At 70.7% G+C, this 17,524-nt stretch carries 20 protein-coding genes and 1 tRNA gene; 14 read left to right on the top strand and 7 right to left on the bottom strand.

Annotated elements, in window-relative coordinates:
* Positions 1 to 22 precede the first annotated feature (22 nt).
* Positions 23 to 99 (top strand) — tRNA-Met (locus AB3X52_RS13995).
* Positions 100 to 223: 124 nt separating this feature from the next.
* Positions 224 to 1,108, top strand: coding sequence for an OBAP family protein (locus AB3X52_RS13990; protein ID WP_367994707.1), 885 nt, complete (start codon positions 224 to 226; stop codon positions 1,106 to 1,108).
* Positions 1,109 to 1,148: 40 nt separating this feature from the next.
* Here the strand turns inward: AB3X52_RS13990 and AB3X52_RS13985 are convergent, their stop codons facing one another.
* Positions 1,149 to 1,802: a GntR family transcriptional regulator gene (locus tag AB3X52_RS13985; RefSeq protein ID WP_367994706.1), complete on the bottom strand. Its 654-nt coding sequence runs from the start codon at positions 1,800 to 1,802 to the stop codon at positions 1,149 to 1,151.
* A gap of 279 nt (positions 1,803 to 2,081) precedes the next feature.
* On the opposite strand from AB3X52_RS13985, the gene AB3X52_RS13980 reads away from it, so the two are divergent.
* From AB3X52_RS13980 to AB3X52_RS13935, 10 genes are all read left to right on the top strand, one after another.
* Positions 2,082 to 2,864 carry an ABC transporter ATP-binding protein gene (locus tag AB3X52_RS13980; protein WP_367994705.1) on the top strand — a complete coding sequence of 261 codons (783 nt, stop codon included), beginning with the start codon at positions 2,082 to 2,084 and terminating at the stop codon, positions 2,862 to 2,864.
* Entirely contained in the window at positions 2,851 to 3,561 is a 711-nt protein-coding gene (locus AB3X52_RS13975) for an ABC transporter ATP-binding protein (RefSeq protein ID WP_367994704.1), read from the top strand. Before AB3X52_RS13980 ends, AB3X52_RS13975 begins: the two co-directional genes overlap by 14 nt.
* 2 nt (positions 3,562 to 3,563) lie before the next feature.
* Positions 3,564 to 4,445, top strand: coding sequence for a branched-chain amino acid ABC transporter permease (locus tag AB3X52_RS13970; protein ID WP_367994703.1), 882 nt, complete (start codon positions 3,564 to 3,566; stop codon positions 4,443 to 4,445).
* Complete coding sequence (locus AB3X52_RS13965) at positions 4,445 to 5,533, top strand: branched-chain amino acid ABC transporter permease (protein ID WP_367994702.1); 1,089 nt, start codon at positions 4,445 to 4,447, stop codon at positions 5,531 to 5,533. The genes AB3X52_RS13970 and AB3X52_RS13965 overlap by 1 nt, the downstream gene beginning before the upstream one ends.
* On the top strand, positions 5,530 to 6,783 hold the full coding sequence (locus tag AB3X52_RS13960; protein ID WP_367994701.1) for an ABC transporter substrate-binding protein: 1,254 nt from the start codon (positions 5,530 to 5,532) through the stop codon (positions 6,781 to 6,783). Before AB3X52_RS13965 ends, AB3X52_RS13960 begins: the two co-directional genes overlap by 4 nt.
* Positions 6,784 to 6,998: 215 nt before the next feature.
* A complete protein-coding gene (locus AB3X52_RS13955; RefSeq protein WP_437440553.1) occupies positions 6,999 to 7,289 on the top strand; it encodes an HU family DNA-binding protein in 291 nt (96 codons plus the stop codon).
* A 164-nt stretch (positions 7,290 to 7,453) separates the two neighbouring features.
* Positions 7,454 to 7,813 carry a ferredoxin gene (gene fdxA / locus AB3X52_RS13950; protein WP_367994700.1) on the top strand — a complete coding sequence of 120 codons (360 nt, stop codon included), beginning with the start codon at positions 7,454 to 7,456 and terminating at the stop codon, positions 7,811 to 7,813.
* 2 nt (positions 7,814 to 7,815) lie between these two features.
* Complete coding sequence (locus AB3X52_RS13945) at positions 7,816 to 8,484, top strand: helix-turn-helix transcriptional regulator (RefSeq protein ID WP_367994699.1); 669 nt, start codon at positions 7,816 to 7,818, stop codon at positions 8,482 to 8,484.
* The gene (locus AB3X52_RS13940) at positions 8,481 to 8,831 is read left to right on the top strand and encodes a cupin domain-containing protein (protein ID WP_367994698.1); all 351 of its coding nucleotides are present in this window, start codon (positions 8,481 to 8,483) and stop codon (positions 8,829 to 8,831) included. The genes AB3X52_RS13945 and AB3X52_RS13940 overlap by 4 nt, the downstream gene beginning before the upstream one ends.
* Before the next feature lie 140 nt (positions 8,832 to 8,971).
* Positions 8,972 to 9,850, top strand: a complete 879-nt coding sequence (locus tag AB3X52_RS13935; protein WP_367994697.1) for an HpcH/HpaI aldolase/citrate lyase family protein — start codon at positions 8,972 to 8,974, stop codon at positions 9,848 to 9,850.
* 152 nt (positions 9,851 to 10,002) lie between these two features.
* On the opposite strand, the gene AB3X52_RS13930 is transcribed toward AB3X52_RS13935, so the two are convergent.
* Positions 10,003 to 10,797 carry a thioesterase family protein gene (locus tag AB3X52_RS13930; RefSeq protein WP_367994696.1) on the bottom strand — a complete coding sequence of 265 codons (795 nt, stop codon included), beginning with the start codon at positions 10,795 to 10,797 and terminating at the stop codon, positions 10,003 to 10,005.
* Positions 10,798 to 10,899: 102 nt separating this feature from the next.
* Between AB3X52_RS13930 and AB3X52_RS13925 the strand changes: the two genes are divergently transcribed.
* Complete coding sequence (locus tag AB3X52_RS13925; protein WP_367994695.1) at positions 10,900 to 11,124, top strand: hypothetical protein; 225 nt, start codon at positions 10,900 to 10,902, stop codon at positions 11,122 to 11,124.
* A gap of 151 nt (positions 11,125 to 11,275) precedes the next feature.
* Positions 11,276 to 12,034 carry an alpha/beta hydrolase family protein gene (locus AB3X52_RS13920; RefSeq protein WP_367994694.1) on the top strand — a complete coding sequence of 253 codons (759 nt, stop codon included), beginning with the start codon at positions 11,276 to 11,278 and terminating at the stop codon, positions 12,032 to 12,034.
* A gap of 3 nt (positions 12,035 to 12,037) precedes the next feature.
* On the opposite strand, the gene AB3X52_RS13915 is transcribed toward AB3X52_RS13920, so the two are convergent.
* The 5 genes from AB3X52_RS13915 to AB3X52_RS13895 form a co-directional block, all read right to left on the bottom strand.
* Positions 12,038 to 13,777 carry a hypothetical protein gene (locus AB3X52_RS13915; RefSeq protein ID WP_367994693.1) on the bottom strand — a complete coding sequence of 580 codons (1,740 nt, stop codon included), beginning with the start codon at positions 13,775 to 13,777 and terminating at the stop codon, positions 12,038 to 12,040.
* Positions 13,778 to 13,812: 35 nt separating this feature from the next.
* Entirely contained in the window at positions 13,813 to 14,679 is an 867-nt protein-coding gene (locus tag AB3X52_RS13910; RefSeq protein WP_367994692.1) for a PaaX family transcriptional regulator, read from the bottom strand.
* Positions 14,680 to 14,758: 79 nt separating this feature from the next.
* Complete coding sequence (locus AB3X52_RS13905) at positions 14,759 to 16,036, bottom strand: kynureninase (protein ID WP_367994691.1); 1,278 nt, start codon at positions 16,034 to 16,036, stop codon at positions 14,759 to 14,761.
* Between the two features lie 36 nt (positions 16,037 to 16,072).
* Positions 16,073 to 16,921 (bottom strand): tryptophan 2,3-dioxygenase, encoded by an 849-nt coding sequence (locus AB3X52_RS13900; RefSeq protein WP_367994690.1) that lies wholly within the window; start codon positions 16,919 to 16,921, stop codon positions 16,073 to 16,075.
* A gap of 95 nt (positions 16,922 to 17,016) precedes the next feature.
* A complete protein-coding gene (locus tag AB3X52_RS13895) occupies positions 17,017 to 17,514 on the bottom strand; it encodes a VOC family protein (RefSeq protein WP_367994689.1) in 498 nt (165 codons plus the stop codon).
* Positions 17,515 to 17,524: the final 10 nt, after the last annotated feature.

The raw sequence follows: 17,524 nt of genomic DNA, 5'->3' as shown, positions 1-17,524 counted from the left end.
CCTGTAATGTTCTATTCACCGACGCGGGGTGGAGCAGCTCGGTAGCTCGCTGGGCTCATAACCCAGAGGTCGCAGGTTCAAATCCTGCCCCCGCTACCAATCGGACGAGGTCCGGATCGAAAGATCCGGACCTCGTTGCTTTTGTCGTCCTCCTTGCGCGGAGCGGCCAACATGTCCGCGCGTCCCGGGGCGTTGGATGCCTGCTGCCGGGTACCGACCGCGCATGACACGGAGGACTGATGGTGAGAACGCCGCCGGGACCGTGCAGCGGCTGGGAGTCGGGATCGCGGCGGGAGCGGCGGCCGTGATGACCGTCGCGCTGGGGCGCAAGGTCGTGGCCACGGCGAAGGTCGGCAAGGGTCACCCACTCAAGCACCGGCTGGGAGTCGGGATCGCGGCGGGAGCGGCGGCCGCGATGACCGTCGCGTTGGGGCGCAAGCTCGTGGCCACGGCGAAGATCGGCAAGGGTCACCCACTCAAGCACCGGCTGCTCGATATGGCAGCCGGCACGATGCAGCCGAAGTACCCGTTGCAGGCGATGAGCACCTACCTCAACGGGTTCCACATGTACGCCGACGACATGGGGCGCCAGGTCGAGGCGAGCCATTTCTGCATCCATCTGCGGCACGATCTGCATCAGTGTGTGATCTTCGACCGGAACGCGGTCGACGCGAGGCTCATCGGGATCGAGTACATCATCAGCGAAGAGCGTTTCCGCAGCTTGCCGGAGGAGGAGAAGAGGCTCTGGCACAGCCACCACTACGAGGTGAAGTCGGGCATCCTGGCCGCGCCGGGGATCCCGGACCTCGCCGAGCATGCGTACTTCGCGGACCTGGTCACCACCTACGGGAAGACGTTCCACACCTGGCAATACGACCGTGACGACTTCCCGTACGGCATCCCTCAGCTGATGATGGGGCTGACCGAGGACGGGCAGGCCGACGAGCGTCTCATCGGGGAACGTGACCGCCGGCTCGGCATCTCCACACCGCACAAGCGACGCAACCGGGCCGACATCCCGATGCCGCACGTGGTGCCCGGCGCCAACCCGTGGGAGAGCGGCCGGACGGTCCAGACCCAGCTCCAGGAGATGGACTTCAGGCGCTGAGAGGGGCGACCGACCTCGGCGTACCGGAGATCCGGAGGGGTCAGGCGGGGTCGGACTCGCGGAGTGCGGTCATGACGCTGGCGATATGGGCGCGTACGGCGGCCTGTGCGGCCTCCGGGTCGCGGGCGGCGAGCCCCTCGATGATCGCCAGGTGCTGGGGGAGCGAGGCCTGAGGACGGCCGGGACGGTAGGCGAGTCGGAACTGGTGGCGGACGTTGCGGGCGCGCAGCTGTCCGATGACCTCCGCGGCCACCGGCTGGGCCGCGATCCGGATGACGGTCTCGTGCAGCTGCTGGTTGAGCCGGGAGTATCCGACCACGTCGCCGTGGTCGACGCAGGCGCGCATCCGGTCGCCGAGGGCCTGGAGGTCGGCGATCTCGTCGTCCGAGATGCGCTCGGCGGCCTTGGCCCCGCACAGGCCCTCGACCATCATGCGGACCTCGGTGATCTGGATCGCCTCCTCGACGCTGACCACGCGCACTCGGGCGCCGCGGTTGGCGATGCGCTCGACGAGGCCTTCATGGGTGAGGTCGATCAGGGCCGTGCGGACGGCGCCGCGCCGAGCGCCGAGCGACTCGGAGAGCTCGGCCTCGACCAGCCGCTGGCCGGCGACCAGCTCGCCGGCCAGGATGCCGCGACGCACCGCATCGGCGACCTCTGCCGGTGAGGCCAACCGCTCAGCACCGACCTCCATAGGACCTCCTCGGCTAGCGACGGGCGGACCGGACCGGCGCCGCGACTGCATGCGGCGCATTGGTGGACGCTATTCCACACGTTTCTGGCGTCAAGATCGTAGACGATTTCGTTCACATGGAAGCCGCGCTCGTGCTTGGATCCTCTCGCCACCGCACCGAGACCGGTTCGTGACCCATAGTTTCACACATAATTGTTGACAATTTGGTCGCGGATCCGTACGGTCCAGCCGTGTGATCGGGCGCACAGTCGAGCATGTGGCACGAGAGAAGGGCGGCCGATGGGCGCGCAGTTGAGGCTCACCGACGTGAACCTCCGATTTGGTGGAATCAAGGTCCTCACCGACGTTGCGTTCAGCGTCGAGCCGGGGCAGATCCTCGGTCTCGTCGGTCCGAACGGTGCGGGGAAGACGTCGCTGTTCAACTGCATCAGCGGTCACTACCGGCCCAGTTCGGGCTCGATCACGATCGACGGCGTCGAGGTCCTCGGTACGGCGCCCGCGACTTTGGCGCGGCACGGCCTCGCCCGGACGTTCCAGCACCCCGCGCTGCAGTTGGGCGCCACCGTCCTGGAGAACGTCCTGCTGGGAGCGCACACCCGGCTCCCGGGCGGGCCGATCGAGTGGTCGCTGCGGCTGCGCCGGCAGACGCGCTCGGAGCGCGAGCTCCGGACCGAGGCGCTCGCGCTGCTCGACCGCCTCGACCTCGGCTGGGCCGCGAACCGGCGCGCGGACGAGCTGTCCCACGGTCTTCACAAGGGCATCGAGCTCTGCCGGGCCCTGCTGTCCCGACCGAAGCTCCTCCTGCTCGACGAGCCGGCCGCCGGCCTGCCGCATGCGGAGGTCGAGCAGCTCATCGAGACGGTCCGGCGGATCCGGCGCGACGACGACATCACCGTCGTGATCGTGGAGCACCACATGGGACTCATCGCGGCGCTCACCGACCGCGTCGTCGTCCTCGACCACGGAAGCAAGCTCATGGAGGGCACAGCCGCCGAGGCTCAGTCCGACCCGCGGGTGATCGAGGCCTACATCGGGAAGGACGCGGCCGATGACGTTGCTTGAGCTCGAGTCCGTGACCGCGTCGTACGGCCCGGTCCAGGTGCTCGACAACGTGTCCCTCTCGGTGCCCGAGGGCGGCGCGGTCGGCATCCTCGGCGCCAACGGCGCCGGCAAGACGACGACGCTGCGCTCGATCAGCGGGACCGTGCGCGCCGGCGGCAAGATCCTCTTCGACGGAGCCGACATCCGCGGGAAGCGCCCCGAGCAGGTGGCCGCCTTGGGCATCGCGCACGTGCCGGAGGGCCGCGGCAGCTTCGGTGCACTCACCGTGCGCGAGAACCTGCGCGTCGGCGCCTACCTGCGCCGCGACCGCAAGGGCATCGAGTCCGACATCGACTTCCTGCTCGACCTCTTCCCGAACCTGAAGGAGCGGTACAAGTCGCACGCCTCGGCGCTGTCCGGGGGCGAGCAGCAGATGCTCGCCGTCGGCCGCGCCTTCATGGCGAAGCCGCGGCTGCTGCTGCTCGACGAGGCCTCGCTCGGCCTCGCGCCGAGCACCGCGAAGCTCGTGTACGACGCCATCGCGAGGCTTCGCCGTGAGTCCGGCATCGCCATGCTCGTCGTCGAGCAGAACGCGAACCTTGCGTTCCGCCTCGTCGACAGCGCCACCGTGCTCGAGACCGGCCGGAGCGTGCTCAGCGGCACGTCGGCCGAGCTCAAGGGCATGGACGAAATCCGACGCGCCTACCTGGGAGGCTGACCGTGGGCCAATTCATCCAGCTCGTCGTCGACGGGCTCTCGAACGGGTCGATCTATGCGGTGCTCGGCCTCGCGATCGTCCTGGTCAACCAGGCGACCGGCCTGATCAACTTCGCGCAGGGCGGCATGGCCGTGCTGTCCGCCTACCTGACGTGGTGGCTGACCACCCACGGGTTCGCGCTCGTCCCGGCGATCCTTCTCGCCGTCCTCGCGTCGTTCCTGCTCGGCGGTCTCCTCGAACGCGTGGTCATGCGTCGGTTCGAGCGTGGCGACCCGGACACGGCGGTCGTCGTGACCATCGGGCTGCTCACCCTGATCACGGGCGTCTGCGGCTGGCTGTGGAGCTACAACAACCAGCAGTTCCCCTCGCTCTTCTCCCTCAAGACGGTCCAGATCTTCGGTGCCGCGGTCAGCGTCCGGTCCATCGGGACCTTCCTGGCGATCGTCGCGATCATGCTGGTCCTGCAGGCGTTCTTCCTCGGGACGAAGTTCGGGCTCGCCCTTCGCGCGGTCGCCAACAACCCGCAGTCGGCGGCGTTCTCGGGTCTTCCCGTCGGGCGTCTGCTCATGGCCGGCTGGGGACTCGCGGCGGCACTGGGCGCGGTCGGCGGGGCGCTCGTCGCTCCGCAGCTCACGCTCACGCCCGGAATGATGGACAGCGCCCTCGTCTACGCGCTGGCCGCCGTCATCCTCGGCGGCCTGTCCAGCCCGATCGGCGTCGTCGTCGCGGCCTGGCTGATCGGGGTCCTCGAGAACCTCGCCGCCGTCTACGTCCACTTCATCGGCTACGACCTCAAGGTCGCGGTCCCGTTCATCCTCATCTTCGTCGTCCTGATCGTGCGACCTCAGGGCCTCTTCGGTCGGAAAGTCGTGGTGCGCGTCTGATGCCTACCGCCGTTGGACTCTTCTCCCGCGCGCCTCTGCGCTGGGTCTTCACCGCGATCGTGGTGATCGTGCTCCTGGTCGTGCCACTCGTCTTCGACGAGTACACCAACCAGAACCTGGCCAGGATCGGCGTGTTCGCCGTGGCCGTTCTCGGCCTCAACGTCGTCATGGGCTACACGGGCCAGGTCTCGCTCGGCCAGATCTTCTTCGTCGGTGCCGGTGCCTATGTCACCGGGTACGGCGCGACCCACGGTTGGAACATCGTCCTCGTCTTCGTAGCGAGCGTGGTCATCCCGGGTGTCATGGGCCTCGTGGTCGCACTCGCCGCAGCACGGCTCGGTGGTCTTGCGATCGCCATGGTGACGATCGCGCTCCCGATCGTCGGCGTACCCCTCGCGAAGCGTCTCTCCGACTACACCGGCGGTTCGCAGGGCATCTCCTCGGCCTTCTCCAATGCGCCCGCGTGGACCGGGCTCTATAACGACCAGTGGCAGCTCTACCTGGTGATCGTCATCGGTGGCGCGGTCTTCCTGCTCACCCGCAACCTGGTGCGCGGCAAGTACGGACGCGCGTTCGCGATCGTGAAGAGCAACGAGGCGGTGGCCGCCTCGATGGGCATCTCGCCGTACCGCTACAAGGTCCTGGCCTTCACGGTCGCTTCGCTCATCGGAGGCGTGAGCGGGTTCCTCTACATGGCCGTCATCCAGTTCACCTCGCCGGAGACCATGACGTTCGGGCACTCCATCACGCTGCTGGCGTCGATGGTGATCGGCGGGGCGGCCAGCATCGTCGGCTCGCTGCTCGGGGGCGCCTACTACGTGCTCGTCCCGCAGTGGACGAACCACATCGACCCCAACATGACCGAGCTGCTGCAGGGTGCGCTGCTCCTGCTGACGCTCTTCGTCCTCCCCGGCGGCGTGGCGACGCTGCCGCGGGTGATCGCACGCAAGCTGCGCCCGAAGAACCGCTCCACCGGCGGCGCGGGGCGCCAAGAGACCCCCTCAGCGCGACCCGCACCGGGGCGGGAAGCAGTGGAGGAGACCCCATCGGTGGGCGGCATCCCAACAGAGAGGCAAGAACAGGCATGAATCGCAAGAAGAACCTGCGGCTGACGGGCGCCATCGCCCTGATCTCAGCCGTCGCGGTGACGCTCGCCGGCTGCGGGCGCGGCGGTGACGGATCCTCCGGCGGTGCGGGCGGCGAGAGCACGGGCATCACCGACTCGACCGTCACCCTCGGCATCACGACGCCTCTCAGCGGTGCGACGGCCGGCCCCGGCACGTGCACCGTCGCCGGCATCAAGGCCTACTTCGGCGCCGTCAACGCCGCGGGCGGCGTGAAGTTCGGGGACGGCAAGACCCGCAAGGTCGAGATCAAGGCGCTGGACGACGCCTACGACCCGCAGAAGGCGAAGTCGAACTACGACCAGCTCAAGGGCAGCGTCTTCGCGATGACCTCGGGGCTGGGTACGCCGACGAACCGCGCCTACCGTGAGGCGGCCATCGCGGACAAGGTCCCGCAGGTCCTCGTCCAGACCGGCGACCCGATCTTCGACGACGCCAAGCAGAGCCCCTACCAGCTCGGCTTCGTGCCGTCGTACGCGAACGAGGGCGAGGCCTTCGGCAAGCTCCTCGCCTCCTCAGGCAAGGACCTCACGGTCGCGATCCTGTCGCAGAACGACGACTACGGCGAGGGCTACGTCGAGGGCTTCAAGAAGGGCATCGAGGGCGCGAGCAACGTCAAGGTCGTCAAGGAGCTGACCTACGAGGCCACCGACACCTCGGTCGACGCCCAGATCACGCAGCTCGCGTCGACGCACGCCGACGTCATGTTCAACGCGATGTCGATCACCCCGCTCGCGATCGCAGCCCTGCAGAAGGCGCAGCAGCTCAACTGGAAGCCGAGCTGGTTCCTGCCCTCGAACACCTCCAGCCCGGAGGCGATCCTCAAGCCGGGCAAGGCCTCGGCGTACCCGGGCGTCTACTCGGTCTCCTTCGCCAAGGCTCCGCAGAGCCCGGCCTTCGCGAAGGACGCGGACGTGACGAAGTTCCTCTCGGACCTGCACAAGTACGCGAAGTACAAGGGCACCCCGGCCTTCCCGCACTGCATGTGGAGCTACATGGTCGGCGCCACGCTCGAGCAGGCCTTCCAGAAGATGACCGACCCGACGCGCGACAGCTTCATGAAGGCCCTCCGCAGCATCTCGGACTTCAAGGCGCCGCTCATGCTCGAGGGCACCTCGGTCAACACGACGATGGACGGCCAGCCTGCGGTCTCGTCGGTCGTCGTGCAGAAGTACAACGGCACCGGCTACTCCACCGTCGACAGCCTCGGCTGACCCTCGGTCGGCCTTGACCGAACGACGCCCCGCCAGGGGCCGGGCGACCCGACGTCGCACGGCCCCTGGCCCCGGCCCGATGCTCGACGCGGGGCCCCGGGCCGCGCCGTCCATGCCCCTGGCGGCATGCCGCCACAGGGCCATGGGTACATTCGCCGCGTCGACAGCAACACCCGTCGGACGGCGGTAGCCGCCGCCGTCCCAGTGGAGAGGACGTGAGGAACGCCGTGAAGAAGGACCAGCTCGTGGAGGCGATCGCCGAGAAGACCGGCCTGAGCAAGGCGGACGCCGGCCGGGCGCTCGATGCTGTCGTCGAGGTCGTCGTGGCCGAGGTCGCCCGCGGTGAGAAGCTCCAGATCCCGGGGCTCGGCACGTTCGAGCCGCGCGAGCGCGGCGCCCGTGAGGGCCGCAACCCGCAGACCGGCGAGACCATCCAGATCGCCGCCACCACCGTGCCGGGCTTCAAGGCGGCGACCGCCTTCAAGTCGGCGGTCGGCGGCAAGTAGCAGCCACCGCCACGGCGGCGTCAGCCGACCCGGCCGGCTCCAGGACGCGTGCCTGCCGCGGCCCGACGGTCGGATGCGGGGGAGGGCTCGCCCAGGCGTGACCTGGGTGCGATTCTCCCGCATCCGCTGTTTTATCCAAGTGATGTTTGTGTAAACTCGGCGACATGACCTACGTGATCGCTCAGCCGTGTGTGGATGTGAAGGACCGGGCCTGCGTCGAGGAGTGCCCGGTCGACTGCATCTATGAGGGCGGCCGGTCGCTCTACATCCACCCGGACGAGTGCGTCGACTGCGGCGCCTGCGAGCCGGTCTGCCCGGTCGAGGCGATCTTCTACGAGGACGACCTCCCGGACGCGTTCGCGCCTTACCTGGCCGACAACGACGCCTTCTTCTCCGAGCCGCTGCCGGGTCGGGACGCCGAGCTCGGCTCGCCGGGGGGCGCCGCGCGGCTCGGGGTGGTCGGCGTCGACACGCCGCTCGTGGCCGCCCTGCCGCCGCAGGGCGAGGCGACGGAAGCGGGCTGACGGTGGCCGAGCGGAGCCGGCAGGACGCCGGGCGTCGGGGCGAGGTCCTGCGGATGCTGCGTGCCGCCGACGGCCCGCTCGAGATCGCGGAGATCGCCGAGCGGCTGGGCGTTCATCCCAACACCGCCCGGTTCCACCTCGAGACCCTCGTCCGCAACGGCCAGGCCGAGCGCGCGCCCTCCGAGCGCAGCGGTCCCGGGCGCCCGGCGCAACTGTTCCGCGCCGTGCCTGGCATGGACCGGGGCGGGCCCCGGCACTACCGCGTCCTCGCCGAGGTGCTCGCGACCGGCCTCGCGGCCGACCCCGACGCGAGCCGGAAGGCTGCGGACGCCGGACGACTGTGGGGGAGCCGGCACGCCGCGGAGACCGCCGAGGGTCCGTCGTACGCCGGCGGCGCGCTCGGTCCGGTCGAGCAGCTCATGCGGATGCTGGACGAGCTCGGCTTCGCGCCCGAGCGCTCCGGTGACGACGCGGCGGAGATCGGGCTGCGGCACTGCCCCTTCCTGGAGCTGGCCGTGACCCGCGCCGACGTCGTCTGTCCCATCCACCTCGGTCTGATGCAGGGTGCGATGGAATCCTGGGAGTCGCCCGTGAGCGTCGACCGGCTCGACGCCTTCGTCGAGCCCGACCTGTGCGTGGCCCACCTGAGCGCTGGAGGAGCATCGTCATGAACACCGTGTCCCTGACCACCCTGGCCGATGAGCAGATCGCCGCTGCCCGTGCGTCCGCGGCGGGCCGGAGCGCCCACACCATCCACGGCGGGCACGACCATGCGCTGCGCCAGACGGTGCTGGCGCTGGCAGCCGGCCGCTCGCTCGGTGAGCACGAGAGCCCGGGCGAGGCGACGCTGCAGGTGCTGGTCGGCCGGGTGCGCCTCGGCGCCGGCGAGGAGTCGTGGGAGGGCGCCGCGGGTGATCACGTCGTCATCCCGCCCGCCCGTCACGACCTGGCTGCGATCGAGGACGCCGTCGTACTCCTCACCGTCGTGGCGGCGGGACCTGACGGCGCCAGCCGATGAGGGCTTCCCGGGCGAGGCGCTAGCTCGCGCCCGCGGCGACCATGATGTCGGTCTTCGCGATCGTCGCGTCGCTCTCGATGCGGGGAGAGCGTCAGCGCGGGTCTACCGTGAGGCGGTAGGAACGAGAGGGAGAACCACGCATGACCGACGCCATCACCGGCACCGTGCTCGCCGAGCGGCGCGCGACCCGCGAGTCCAGCCGGGTCGAGGGCCGCAACGCCCGCTCCTGGCAGCTCGTGTCCGCTCGGCTCGTCGACCAGTTCGACGCCGCCCAGCTGGGCCGGGCGGACCAGATCATCCTCGACCTCGAGGATGCGATCGACTCCTCGCTCAAGGACGAGGCCCGACACAACGTCGTGGGCTGGCTCCGCGACGGTGGCCGCGCCTGGGTGCGCATCAACGACTGGACGACGGTCGAGTGGAGCGACGACCTCGCGGCGCTCGCCGGCCTCGAGGGACTCAGCGGCGTCATCCTCGCGAAGACGGAGGCTGCCGAGCAGGTGACCGACACGTTCCAGCGGCTCGGCGGTCGTACGCCGGTGATCCCGCTGCTTGAGTCGGCGCTCGGGATCGAGGACGCCACCACGATCGCACGGGCGCGCGGCGCGTTCCGGCTCGCCTTCGGCAGCGGCGACTATCGCCGCGACACCGGCGCGGAGAACAACCCGCTGGCCATGGCCTACCCGCGAACCCGACTCGTGCTCGCCAGCCGGATCGGCGGCCTGCCGGGGCCGATCGACGGCCCCACCGTCGGCAGCTCCCATCCGCTGCTGCGCGAGCAGGCCGCCGACGCGGTCGCCATGGGCATGACCGGCAAGCTCTGCCTCGACCACGAGCAGCCGGCCGTCATCAACGAGTCGATGAGCCCGTCGCCCGCCGACGTCGCCTGGGCGCTGGACTTCCTCGGCGAGTTCGAGGCCAACGGCCGCGTCATCCGTGACGGCAGCGACAAGCCGCGCCTCGCCCGCGCCGAGATGATCCGGCGCCGCGCGGAAATCTTCCGGATCAGCCCACAATAGGCGCGTCCGAAACTGTCACGGTGACACCCTGCGCCGTGGGTGATACCTACGACCTGTCACCGACGTCGCCAGGTGACACGGTGACAGTTTGGCGTCACGGCGTCACGGCGTCACGGCGTCACGGCGTCACGGCGTCACGGCGCTCGCGGCGCTCAGGACGGGCGCACGGTGAGCATCTGCCCGACCGTGCCGAACGGTCCGTCGACGTCGTGCAGCACGCTGCTGGTCAGCCCGAGGCCGTCGGCGCCGAACGAGACCGTGGTGTCGAAGCCGGTCCACTCGCCCCGGGGGAGACGGAAGAAGTGCGCGGTGAGGTCGATGTTGGGGAAGGCGACGGCTGTCGGGTCCTCGCGCACGACCATGCCGTTCGCGATGTCCACCAGCCCGGCCACCCGCGCCAGCCTGCTGGCCTCCTCGTCGGCGACGAGGTCATGCCCGGGGCGCACCCAGAAGGAGCCGCGACCGGGCGCCTGGGCGTCGCGGCGTACCTCGGCGGAGGCGATGAAGCCGCCCTGCCACACCGTCGTCGGGTCCCATGGCTTCATGTCCTCGGGCGGCGCGATGGGAGCGTACGCCGTGCCGGCGATCGTGCCGGTGTCGCGCGGCTCCATCAACCAGGCCCGCAGGATCACCGCGTCGCGGCCGGCGTGGGCCATCGTCGCCTGCACGAGCTCGATCGTCCGGCCCGGACGCAGGACGGTCACGGTGACCTCGACCTCCTCGACGGGGAGGGTGCCGAGGATGTCGTACGACAGCCGTCCGATGACGAGACCGTCGCGGCGACGCGCGTCGCGGTCGGTCTCGACGACGTGGGCGAGCAGGCCGAGCGCCGGTGCGATGTGCTGCGTCGCCTGGTCCCACGCACCGCCGACGTGCGGCGACGCGCGGAAGGTGCGCTCGCCGGTCCGTTCGAAGTAGGCCATCGCTGCTCCCGTTCTGCCTGTCATGCCCGGTCGTGCTCTCCCTGCGGCACGACAGTATCCAGCGCCGCCCAGCCGATCCGGCCCGGCCGCCCGCGTAGTCACCGGCCGCACGGGTACCGAGCCCGCATGACGCACTACACCGCTGAGCAGATCGAGGCCGTCCAGCACGTGGTCGAGCGGGTCGGCGCCAACTGGGACGCCGCCACCGAGGGGACCGTCGAGGAGGCGCTGCGCGCGGCGCTTCCCGAGGCCGGCGTCGAGGTCGACGACGGTGACGTCGTCGCCCTCGCGCACGCGATCGAGGAGCAGCGCGGCACGGTGTCGGCCGCCGAGGTGCTGCGGGTCGGCTGAGCGAGACCCGCCGAGAACCTCCCGCTCCCTGCGTGCTGTGATCGGCCATGCTCCGCGGGCGAACGGGCCTCGGATGGCTCCCATCTGGTAGTAGTGGGCGCCGACCGGCGCACGACAGCGCCGGCGACCGAGGGTGTGGCAGGGAGTGGGCATGGCCGAGAAGGTGACGTTTGCGAGCACGGTGGGTCCGCAGCTGGCGGGACTCATCGACCTGCCGCAGGGCGAGGTGCGCGGGTGGGGGCTCTTCGTCCACGGCTTCACCCTCGGCAAGGACTCACCGGCCGCCGCACGGATCTCGAGGCAGCTCGCGCGCGAGGGCATCGGGATGCTGCGCTACGACAACCTCGGTCTCGGTCAGTCCGAGGGCGACTGGGGCGACGGCTCCTTCACGGTGAAGGTGGAGGACACGATCCGGGCGAGCGAGTTCATGGCCGCGCGCGGCACGCCCGTCGAGCTTCTCGTCGGGCACTCCTGGGGTGGGGCGGCGGCGATCGCCGCCGCCCGCGAGGCCGGCATCAGCCGGGCGGTCGCCACGATCGGCGCGCCCGTCGACCCGCGGCACGTCGAGAAGCAGTACGACGCCGTCGTGGAGTGCGTCCTCAAGGACGGTCACGCGCAGTGGCTCGTCGGCGGCCGGGCGTTGACGCTCAAGCGCGACTTCGTCCACGACGTCCGCAACGCCCACCTCCGCACGCGCATCCGCGAGCTCCACCTGCCGCTGCTCGTGATGCACTCGCCGACGGACAACACCGTCAGCATCGACAACGCCAGCGAGATCTTCAACGAGGCGCGTCACCCGCGCAGCTTCGTCTCGCTGGAGGGCTCTGACCACCTCCTCACCGCGCCCGGGCAGGCGCAGCGCGCGGCCAGGATCATCAGCGCCTGGGCCGACCAGTACCTCCGCGACTGAGGTTCAGGGCGTCGACACCGTGGGCGGCTCGGTCTCGCCGGTGCGCTGGAAGTCGGCGTACGGCACGTGCAGGCTGATCGGCGGCGTGACGGTCACGCCGGCGTTCGGCTTGACCGTGATGACGCTGTAGTGGGTGGCGTGGGTCTTCGTGTCGTAGACGAACGCGGTGAAGGTCGCCGGGTGCTTGATGGTGCCGGGATCGGGTGAGGTCGTGGTGTGGCCGCCGCCGCTGCCGTTGGTGTACTCCACGGCCGTGCCCCCGGCGTCGGTCGGGACCTTCGTCGGGCCGACGAAGCTGAACGAGCGCCCGTCGATGACCGCGACCTTGGCGCAGCCGAGCGCCGCGAGCTGCTTCCCGAGCAGGTGGTCGTGGAGGAGGACGAAGTCGGGTTGGCTGCGGCAGATCTCGTCGCCGGTGTCGGTGAGGAACGTGGGGACGTCGACGTCGGGGTCGCGCAGGACGGTGCCGCTGCCGAAGTCGCCGACCGTCGAGATCCGCGGGTCGGCGGCGGTCAGGATGCTCACCCCGTCGACGTCGTGCGCCGTGCCGTCGGCAACCCGCCAGCCCCGCGCCTGCGCCGCGCTCGTGATCGTGTCGGTGTCGTGCAGGCCCGGCGCGAACTCCACCGGCACCCCACCGCTGTAGTAGTCGATCGTGTCGATCAGGTAGGTCTCCACGGACTTGCCGGCGAAGGTCAGGTCGCCGGTGTAGGCGAGGAAGGAGGCGTCGGTGTCGTCGGCCGCGCGGCCCATCAGGCGGGCCATCCCGTTGACGTCCTCGAGGTCCTCGCCCGCGATGAAGAGCACCTGGTCCTTCCCGGCCTTCAGCGCCGGGACGTCGGCGAGGGCCTGGTCGAGGTTGTCCGAGGCCTGGTCGTAGAAGTCGCTGCGGGGCTCCAGGATCGAGAGGAACGGCACCACCTCGCCGACCAGGCCGTCGACCTCGGTGCCGGCGAGGCTGGTCCCCGCGAAGACCGGGCTCCCCACGACGGTCCGCTGGTCGTCGTAGGTGTAGGTGCGGACCGCGGCCACGTCGAGGCCGACGAGCGCCAGGAGCGCGACGGCGGCGGCCGTCCGGCGCAGCCGTGCGTTGTGGGCGGCGATCCGCGCGGCGTCGTCGGGCGGGTAGGCGGCCAGCTTCCGCCGTCGCTGGCGCAGGACGAGCAGCGTCCCGGCCTCGAGGGCGAGTGTCCCGGCGAACCCGACCGAACCCCACACGATGACGTAGCGCTGCGCCGTCGACCGGATCCGGGCGATCTCCGGCTTGGGGTCGTCCCAGAGTTGGGTGAGGTAGCGGCGGGTGGACTTGTCCTGCGGGATCAGGTGGTTCCAGTCGACCGAGAGGTCGAGGCCGACATCCTTCCCCAGCAGCGGGATCTCCCCGTGCTCGGGCCGCACGATGGCGCCGCTGAGCTGGGTGGTGTTCTGGCCGATGACGGGCTTCACCGACACGTGCTGGCCCGCGATCTCGACGCGCGCGGGCGGGGCGTAGCCGATCGCGGTGAGCGCGCCGGCGAACGGCGCCAGCACGAGGAGTACGCCGACCGCGACCCGTCCGGCGAGCCGGAGGCGGCGGAGTCGGGCGAGCCCGTGGAGCCGGGGGAGCCGTGGGAGCCGGGGTCGGCGGCGTGGGCGGGCAGGCCCGAGCGCAGGCGACCTCTCCGGGGCGGCGTCGCTCGCCTCGGGGGTGGGCTCGGGCTCGTGGTTGGGCTCGGTCTCCGGCGTGCTGGTCTGTGGGTCCATCGGTGTCTCCACCGTAGGCGAGGCGGTGTCAGGCGTCAGACGGACCGGGCGAACTCCAGGGCCGCGGCTGCCACCCGGTCGCGGGCCTCGAGGAAGAACGGGATGCTGCGGCGGGCCGGCCAGTCGTCGGGGAGCAGGGTGAGTGGGAGACCCGGGTCGAGGTAGGGGATCGGCCGCCAGCTGTCGAGGACGATCGTCCAGGCATGGAACGCCTCCCGCGGGCCGAGGCCGGACCGGTCGGCGCCGGTGGCACCGGCGGCACCGGTGGCACCGGCGCGGGCGAGGAACTCCGCGTGGAGCCGCGCGATGGCGGTGAGGTCCCACCACCGTCCGACCGCCTCCCGGAGGTCGCGGACGCCGCGCACCTCGTCGGCGACGAAGAGCGTGACGCGCTCGGTGAGCCCCAGGTCGGCGACGATCGCCTCCACCTCGTCGAGCAGCGTCGCCGGACAGATCCAGAGGGCGCCGGTGACCGTGCCGCAGCCCATCCAGCCCAACCGTCGGCGCAGTTGGTGCCGCAGGTCGCGCTCGCGCTCGGGCAGCGAGAACGAGACCAGGCCCCACGGGTCGCCCTCCCGCATGGTGCGCGGGTGGTGGATGCGCCGGTCGCCGCGCTCCAGCATCGGCAGCGCGGCGGGGGAGAGCGCGTAGCCGGCCACGCCCCCGCGGTTCTCCGCGAGCAGGAGGCCACGCGCCTTGACGCGGGACAGCGCCGTCCTCGTCCGCGCCGGCGGGACGTCGACGGCCTCCATCAGCGCCACCAGCGCGGCCGTCGGCATCCAGCCGCCACGTTCGCGCAGGGTGCTGCCGACGACCGTCCGCAGCAGCGAGGTCGTGCTGCCCGGGCGGGAGTCGAGGTCATCGAGGACCGGCCCGTCCACCGCCGGCGCCGTCGTGGTCATGCGGCCACCTCCGTGAGGAGAGAGGAAGAATACGAACGCGCCCGCCTGAGGCGTCCCATGGTCGCTCGCCGGCGCTCGCTCACGCGTGGTTCCTCTTCTCGCGGAGCAGTTGCGCCACGTGGCCCAGCCCGGCCGTGAGCTCGACGAACCCGGTGCTGAGCGGGGAGAGCCCGAGCCGCAGGCCCTGCGGCGGCCGGAAGTCGGGGACGACGCCCCGGGCCCACAGCGCGGCGGTCACCCGGCGGAAGTCGGGATGGTCGAGGGTGACGTGTCCGCCGCGTCGTGAGGGGTCGTGCGGGGAGACGACGCGGACGTCGTACGGCGCCAGCGCCTCGTCGGCGAGCTCGACCGCGAAGTCGGTGAGCGCGACGGACTTCGCGCGGATCGCCGGCATCCCGACTTGCTCGATGAGGGCGAGCATGTCGCGCATCGGCAGCATCCCGACGATGGGCGGGGTGCCGCTGATGAACCGTCGGATGCCGCTCGCCGGCTGGTAGTGGTCGGCCATCGCGAAGGGCGCGTCGTGGCCCATCCACCCCTGGATCGGCTGCCGCAACCGGTCCTGCAGCCGGGCGGCGACGTACCCGAACGCGGGCGCGCCGGGACCGCCGTTGAGGTACTTGTAGGTGCATCCGACGGCGAGGTCGACCTCGTCGGCGTCCAGGCTCAGCTCGACCGCGCCGGCGGAGTGGCACAGGTCCCAGAGCACGAGCGCCCCGGCGTCGTGGGCGGCCGCGGTGATGGCCGGCAGGTCGGCGACGTACGCCGACTTGTAGGCGACGTGGCTGAGGAGCACCAGCGCCGTACGCTCGCCGAGCTCGGCGCGGACCTCGTCGAGCGTCACGCCACCGGCCGGGTCGGGGGTGATCCACCGGATCCTCAGCCCCCGCTCGGCGGCGATGCCCTCGAGGACGAAGCGGTCGGTGGGGAAGTTCTCGGTGTCGGCGACGATCTCGTCGCGCCCCGGACGGCCGTCGACCGCGGCCCGGGCGAGTTTGTAGAGCATCACCGTGGTCGAGTCTGCGACGACCGTCTGACCGGCCGCCGCGCCGAGCACGACCCGACCGAGCAGGTCGCCCAGCTGTGTCGGCGCGTCCATCCACTCCTCGTCCCAGGCGCGGATCAGCCGGCTGCCCCACGGCCCGTCGACGAAGCGGGCGAGACGGTCCCGGGTGGCCTTCAGCGGTCGGCCGAGGGAGTTGCCGTCGAGGTAGGAGACGAGCCCGTCGACCTCGACGAAGGAGCGGCGATGGTCCGCGAGCGGGTCGGCCGCGTCGAGAGCGCGGGCGCGGTCGACCAGGGGAGCGGGGAGCTCGGCGAGGATGTCGGCGTTGTCGTCGGTGAGGTGGTCGGTCATGCGTGGTCCCATCGCTTGGCGGAGGCGAGCAGCGGCTCAGCCGCCGATGGAGGTCCTCACGGTGTAGAGCTCGGGGAAGAAGGTGAGGTCGAGGGCGCGCTTGAGGAAGTCGACGCCGGACGAGCCGCCCGTGCCGGTCTTGAAGCCGATGGTGCGCTGGACGGTGCGCAGATGGCGGAAGCGCCAGAGCTGGAACGCGTCCTCCAGGTCGACCAGGTCCTCGCAGGTCGCGTACGCCTCCCAGTGAGCGGCGGTGTCGGCGTAGATCCGCTCGAAGACCGGCACGAGCGCCGGCGTCTCGACCCAGGCGCGGGAGACGTCGCGGTCGAGGACGTCCCCGGGCACGTCGTGGCCGCGCCGGGCGAGGTGGTGCAGGAAGGCGTCGTAGACCGTCGGGCTGTCGAGCAGGTCGTGCAGCAGCCCCTGGGCGTCGGGCCGGGCGTCGAAGACGTCGAGCATGCGGCGGTTCTTGTTGCCGAGGATGAACTCGACCGCGCGGTACTGGTGGCTCTGGAAGCCGGAGGCGGAGCCGAGGGAGCCACGGAACTCGGCGTACTCGGTCGGCGTCAGCGTCGCGAGCACGGACCACTGCTCAGTGAGCGTGCGGAAGATGTGCTTGACCCGGGCGAGGCGCTTGCGCGCCCGGCGTACGTCGTCGGCCTCGAGATCGGCCCGGACGCCCCTCAGCTCGTGGAGCACGAGGGTGAACCACAGCTCCGTCGTCTGGTGCTGGACGATGAAGAGCAGCTCGTCGGGATGGTCGGTGACCGGATGCTGTGCGGAGAGCAGCGTGTCGAGCCGGAGGTAGCCGGCGTAGTCCATCGTCGAGGCCAGGTCGGTGCGCACACCTGCCTCGAGGGGCCGTTCACCGTCGTCGAGTGCCATGGGCGCAAAGTATCACGAGCGTGACGGCCGTCACGCTTGTGAGATACAGCGGGTGCGCGGCCCCCTCACCGCGCACCCGCTGCTGGTCGTCGGCCTCAGAGGACCTTCGTGCCGTACATCTCGCCCAGCGGGTCGGCGAGGAGCTCGAGGCGCTCGCCGTCGGGACCGCGGAAGTAGATCGAGGTCTTCGACTCGACCTCGTAGTCGATCCCGGCGTCGTCGAGCTTGGCCCGCAGGTAGTCCCACTTCTCGTGGGTCACCGAGATGGCCAGATGGTGCAGTCCGCCGAGGACCTCGGCGTACTCGCCCAGATCGAGGCCCGGGAGGTCGAAGTAGGCGAGCAGGTTGCCCTGGCCGACGTCGAAGAAGAAGTGGCTGGAGCCGGCGTAGTCGCGGTTCTCGAAGATCTCGGTCAGCGGGAACTCGAGGATGCCCTGGAAGAACTCGATGGTGCGGCGCACGTCGGACGAGATCAGGGCGGTGTGGTGGATGCCGCGGGCGCTGCTCTCGGGAAGGGAGCCTGCGGGGGCGAGGAACTCCTTCTTGATCTGCTCGCGGTCCTTGGTCAGTGCGTCGAGATCGATGGTGGTCATCGGTCGCTCC

The organism is Nocardioides eburneus, assembly GCF_040838215.1.
GTDB lineage: Bacteria > Actinomycetota > Actinomycetes > Propionibacteriales > Nocardioidaceae > Nocardioides > Nocardioides eburneus.
Note: the sequence above shows the minus strand (reverse complement) of the source record. Positions and strands in the feature narration are given on the sequence as shown.

Bases quoted from the DNA above. Each gene is read 5' to 3' on its own strand.
- AB3X52_RS13935 (WP_367994697.1), top strand. From the start codon at position 8,972: ATGACCGACGCCATCACCGGCACCGTGCTCGCCGAGCGGCGCGCGACC.
- AB3X52_RS13930 (WP_367994696.1), bottom strand. From the start codon at position 10,797: ATGACAGGCAGAACGGGAGCAGCGATGGCCTACTTCGAACGGACCGGC.
- AB3X52_RS13900 (WP_367994690.1), bottom strand. From the start codon at position 16,921: ATGGCACTCGACGACGGTGAACGGCCCCTCGAGGCAGGTGTGCGCACC.
- AB3X52_RS13910 (WP_367994692.1), bottom strand. From the start codon at position 14,679: ATGACCACGACGGCGCCGGCGGTGGACGGGCCGGTCCTCGATGACCTC.
- AB3X52_RS13915 (WP_367994693.1), bottom strand. From the start codon at position 13,777: ATGGACCCACAGACCAGCACGCCGGAGACCGAGCCCAACCACGAGCCC.
- AB3X52_RS13925 (WP_367994695.1), top strand. From the start codon at position 10,900: ATGACGCACTACACCGCTGAGCAGATCGAGGCCGTCCAGCACGTGGTC.
- AB3X52_RS13960 (WP_367994701.1), top strand. From the start codon at position 5,530: ATGAATCGCAAGAAGAACCTGCGGCTGACGGGCGCCATCGCCCTGATC.
- AB3X52_RS13895 (WP_367994689.1), bottom strand. From the start codon at position 17,514: ATGACCACCATCGATCTCGACGCACTGACCAAGGACCGCGAGCAGATC.
- fdxA (WP_367994700.1), top strand. From the start codon at position 7,454: ATGACCTACGTGATCGCTCAGCCGTGTGTGGATGTGAAGGACCGGGCC.
- AB3X52_RS13905 (WP_367994691.1), bottom strand. From the start codon at position 16,036: ATGACCGACCACCTCACCGACGACAACGCCGACATCCTCGCCGAGCTC.
- AB3X52_RS13990 (WP_367994707.1), top strand. From the start codon at position 224: ATGACACGGAGGACTGATGGTGAGAACGCCGCCGGGACCGTGCAGCGG.
- AB3X52_RS13975 (WP_367994704.1), top strand. From the start codon at position 2,851: ATGACGTTGCTTGAGCTCGAGTCCGTGACCGCGTCGTACGGCCCGGTC.
- AB3X52_RS13920 (WP_367994694.1), top strand. From the start codon at position 11,276: ATGGCCGAGAAGGTGACGTTTGCGAGCACGGTGGGTCCGCAGCTGGCG.
- AB3X52_RS13965 (WP_367994702.1), top strand. From the start codon at position 4,445: ATGCCTACCGCCGTTGGACTCTTCTCCCGCGCGCCTCTGCGCTGGGTC.
- AB3X52_RS13940 (WP_367994698.1), top strand. From the start codon at position 8,481: ATGAACACCGTGTCCCTGACCACCCTGGCCGATGAGCAGATCGCCGCT.
- AB3X52_RS13980 (WP_367994705.1), top strand. From the start codon at position 2,082: ATGGGCGCGCAGTTGAGGCTCACCGACGTGAACCTCCGATTTGGTGGA.
- AB3X52_RS13985 (WP_367994706.1), bottom strand. From the start codon at position 1,802: ATGGAGGTCGGTGCTGAGCGGTTGGCCTCACCGGCAGAGGTCGCCGAT.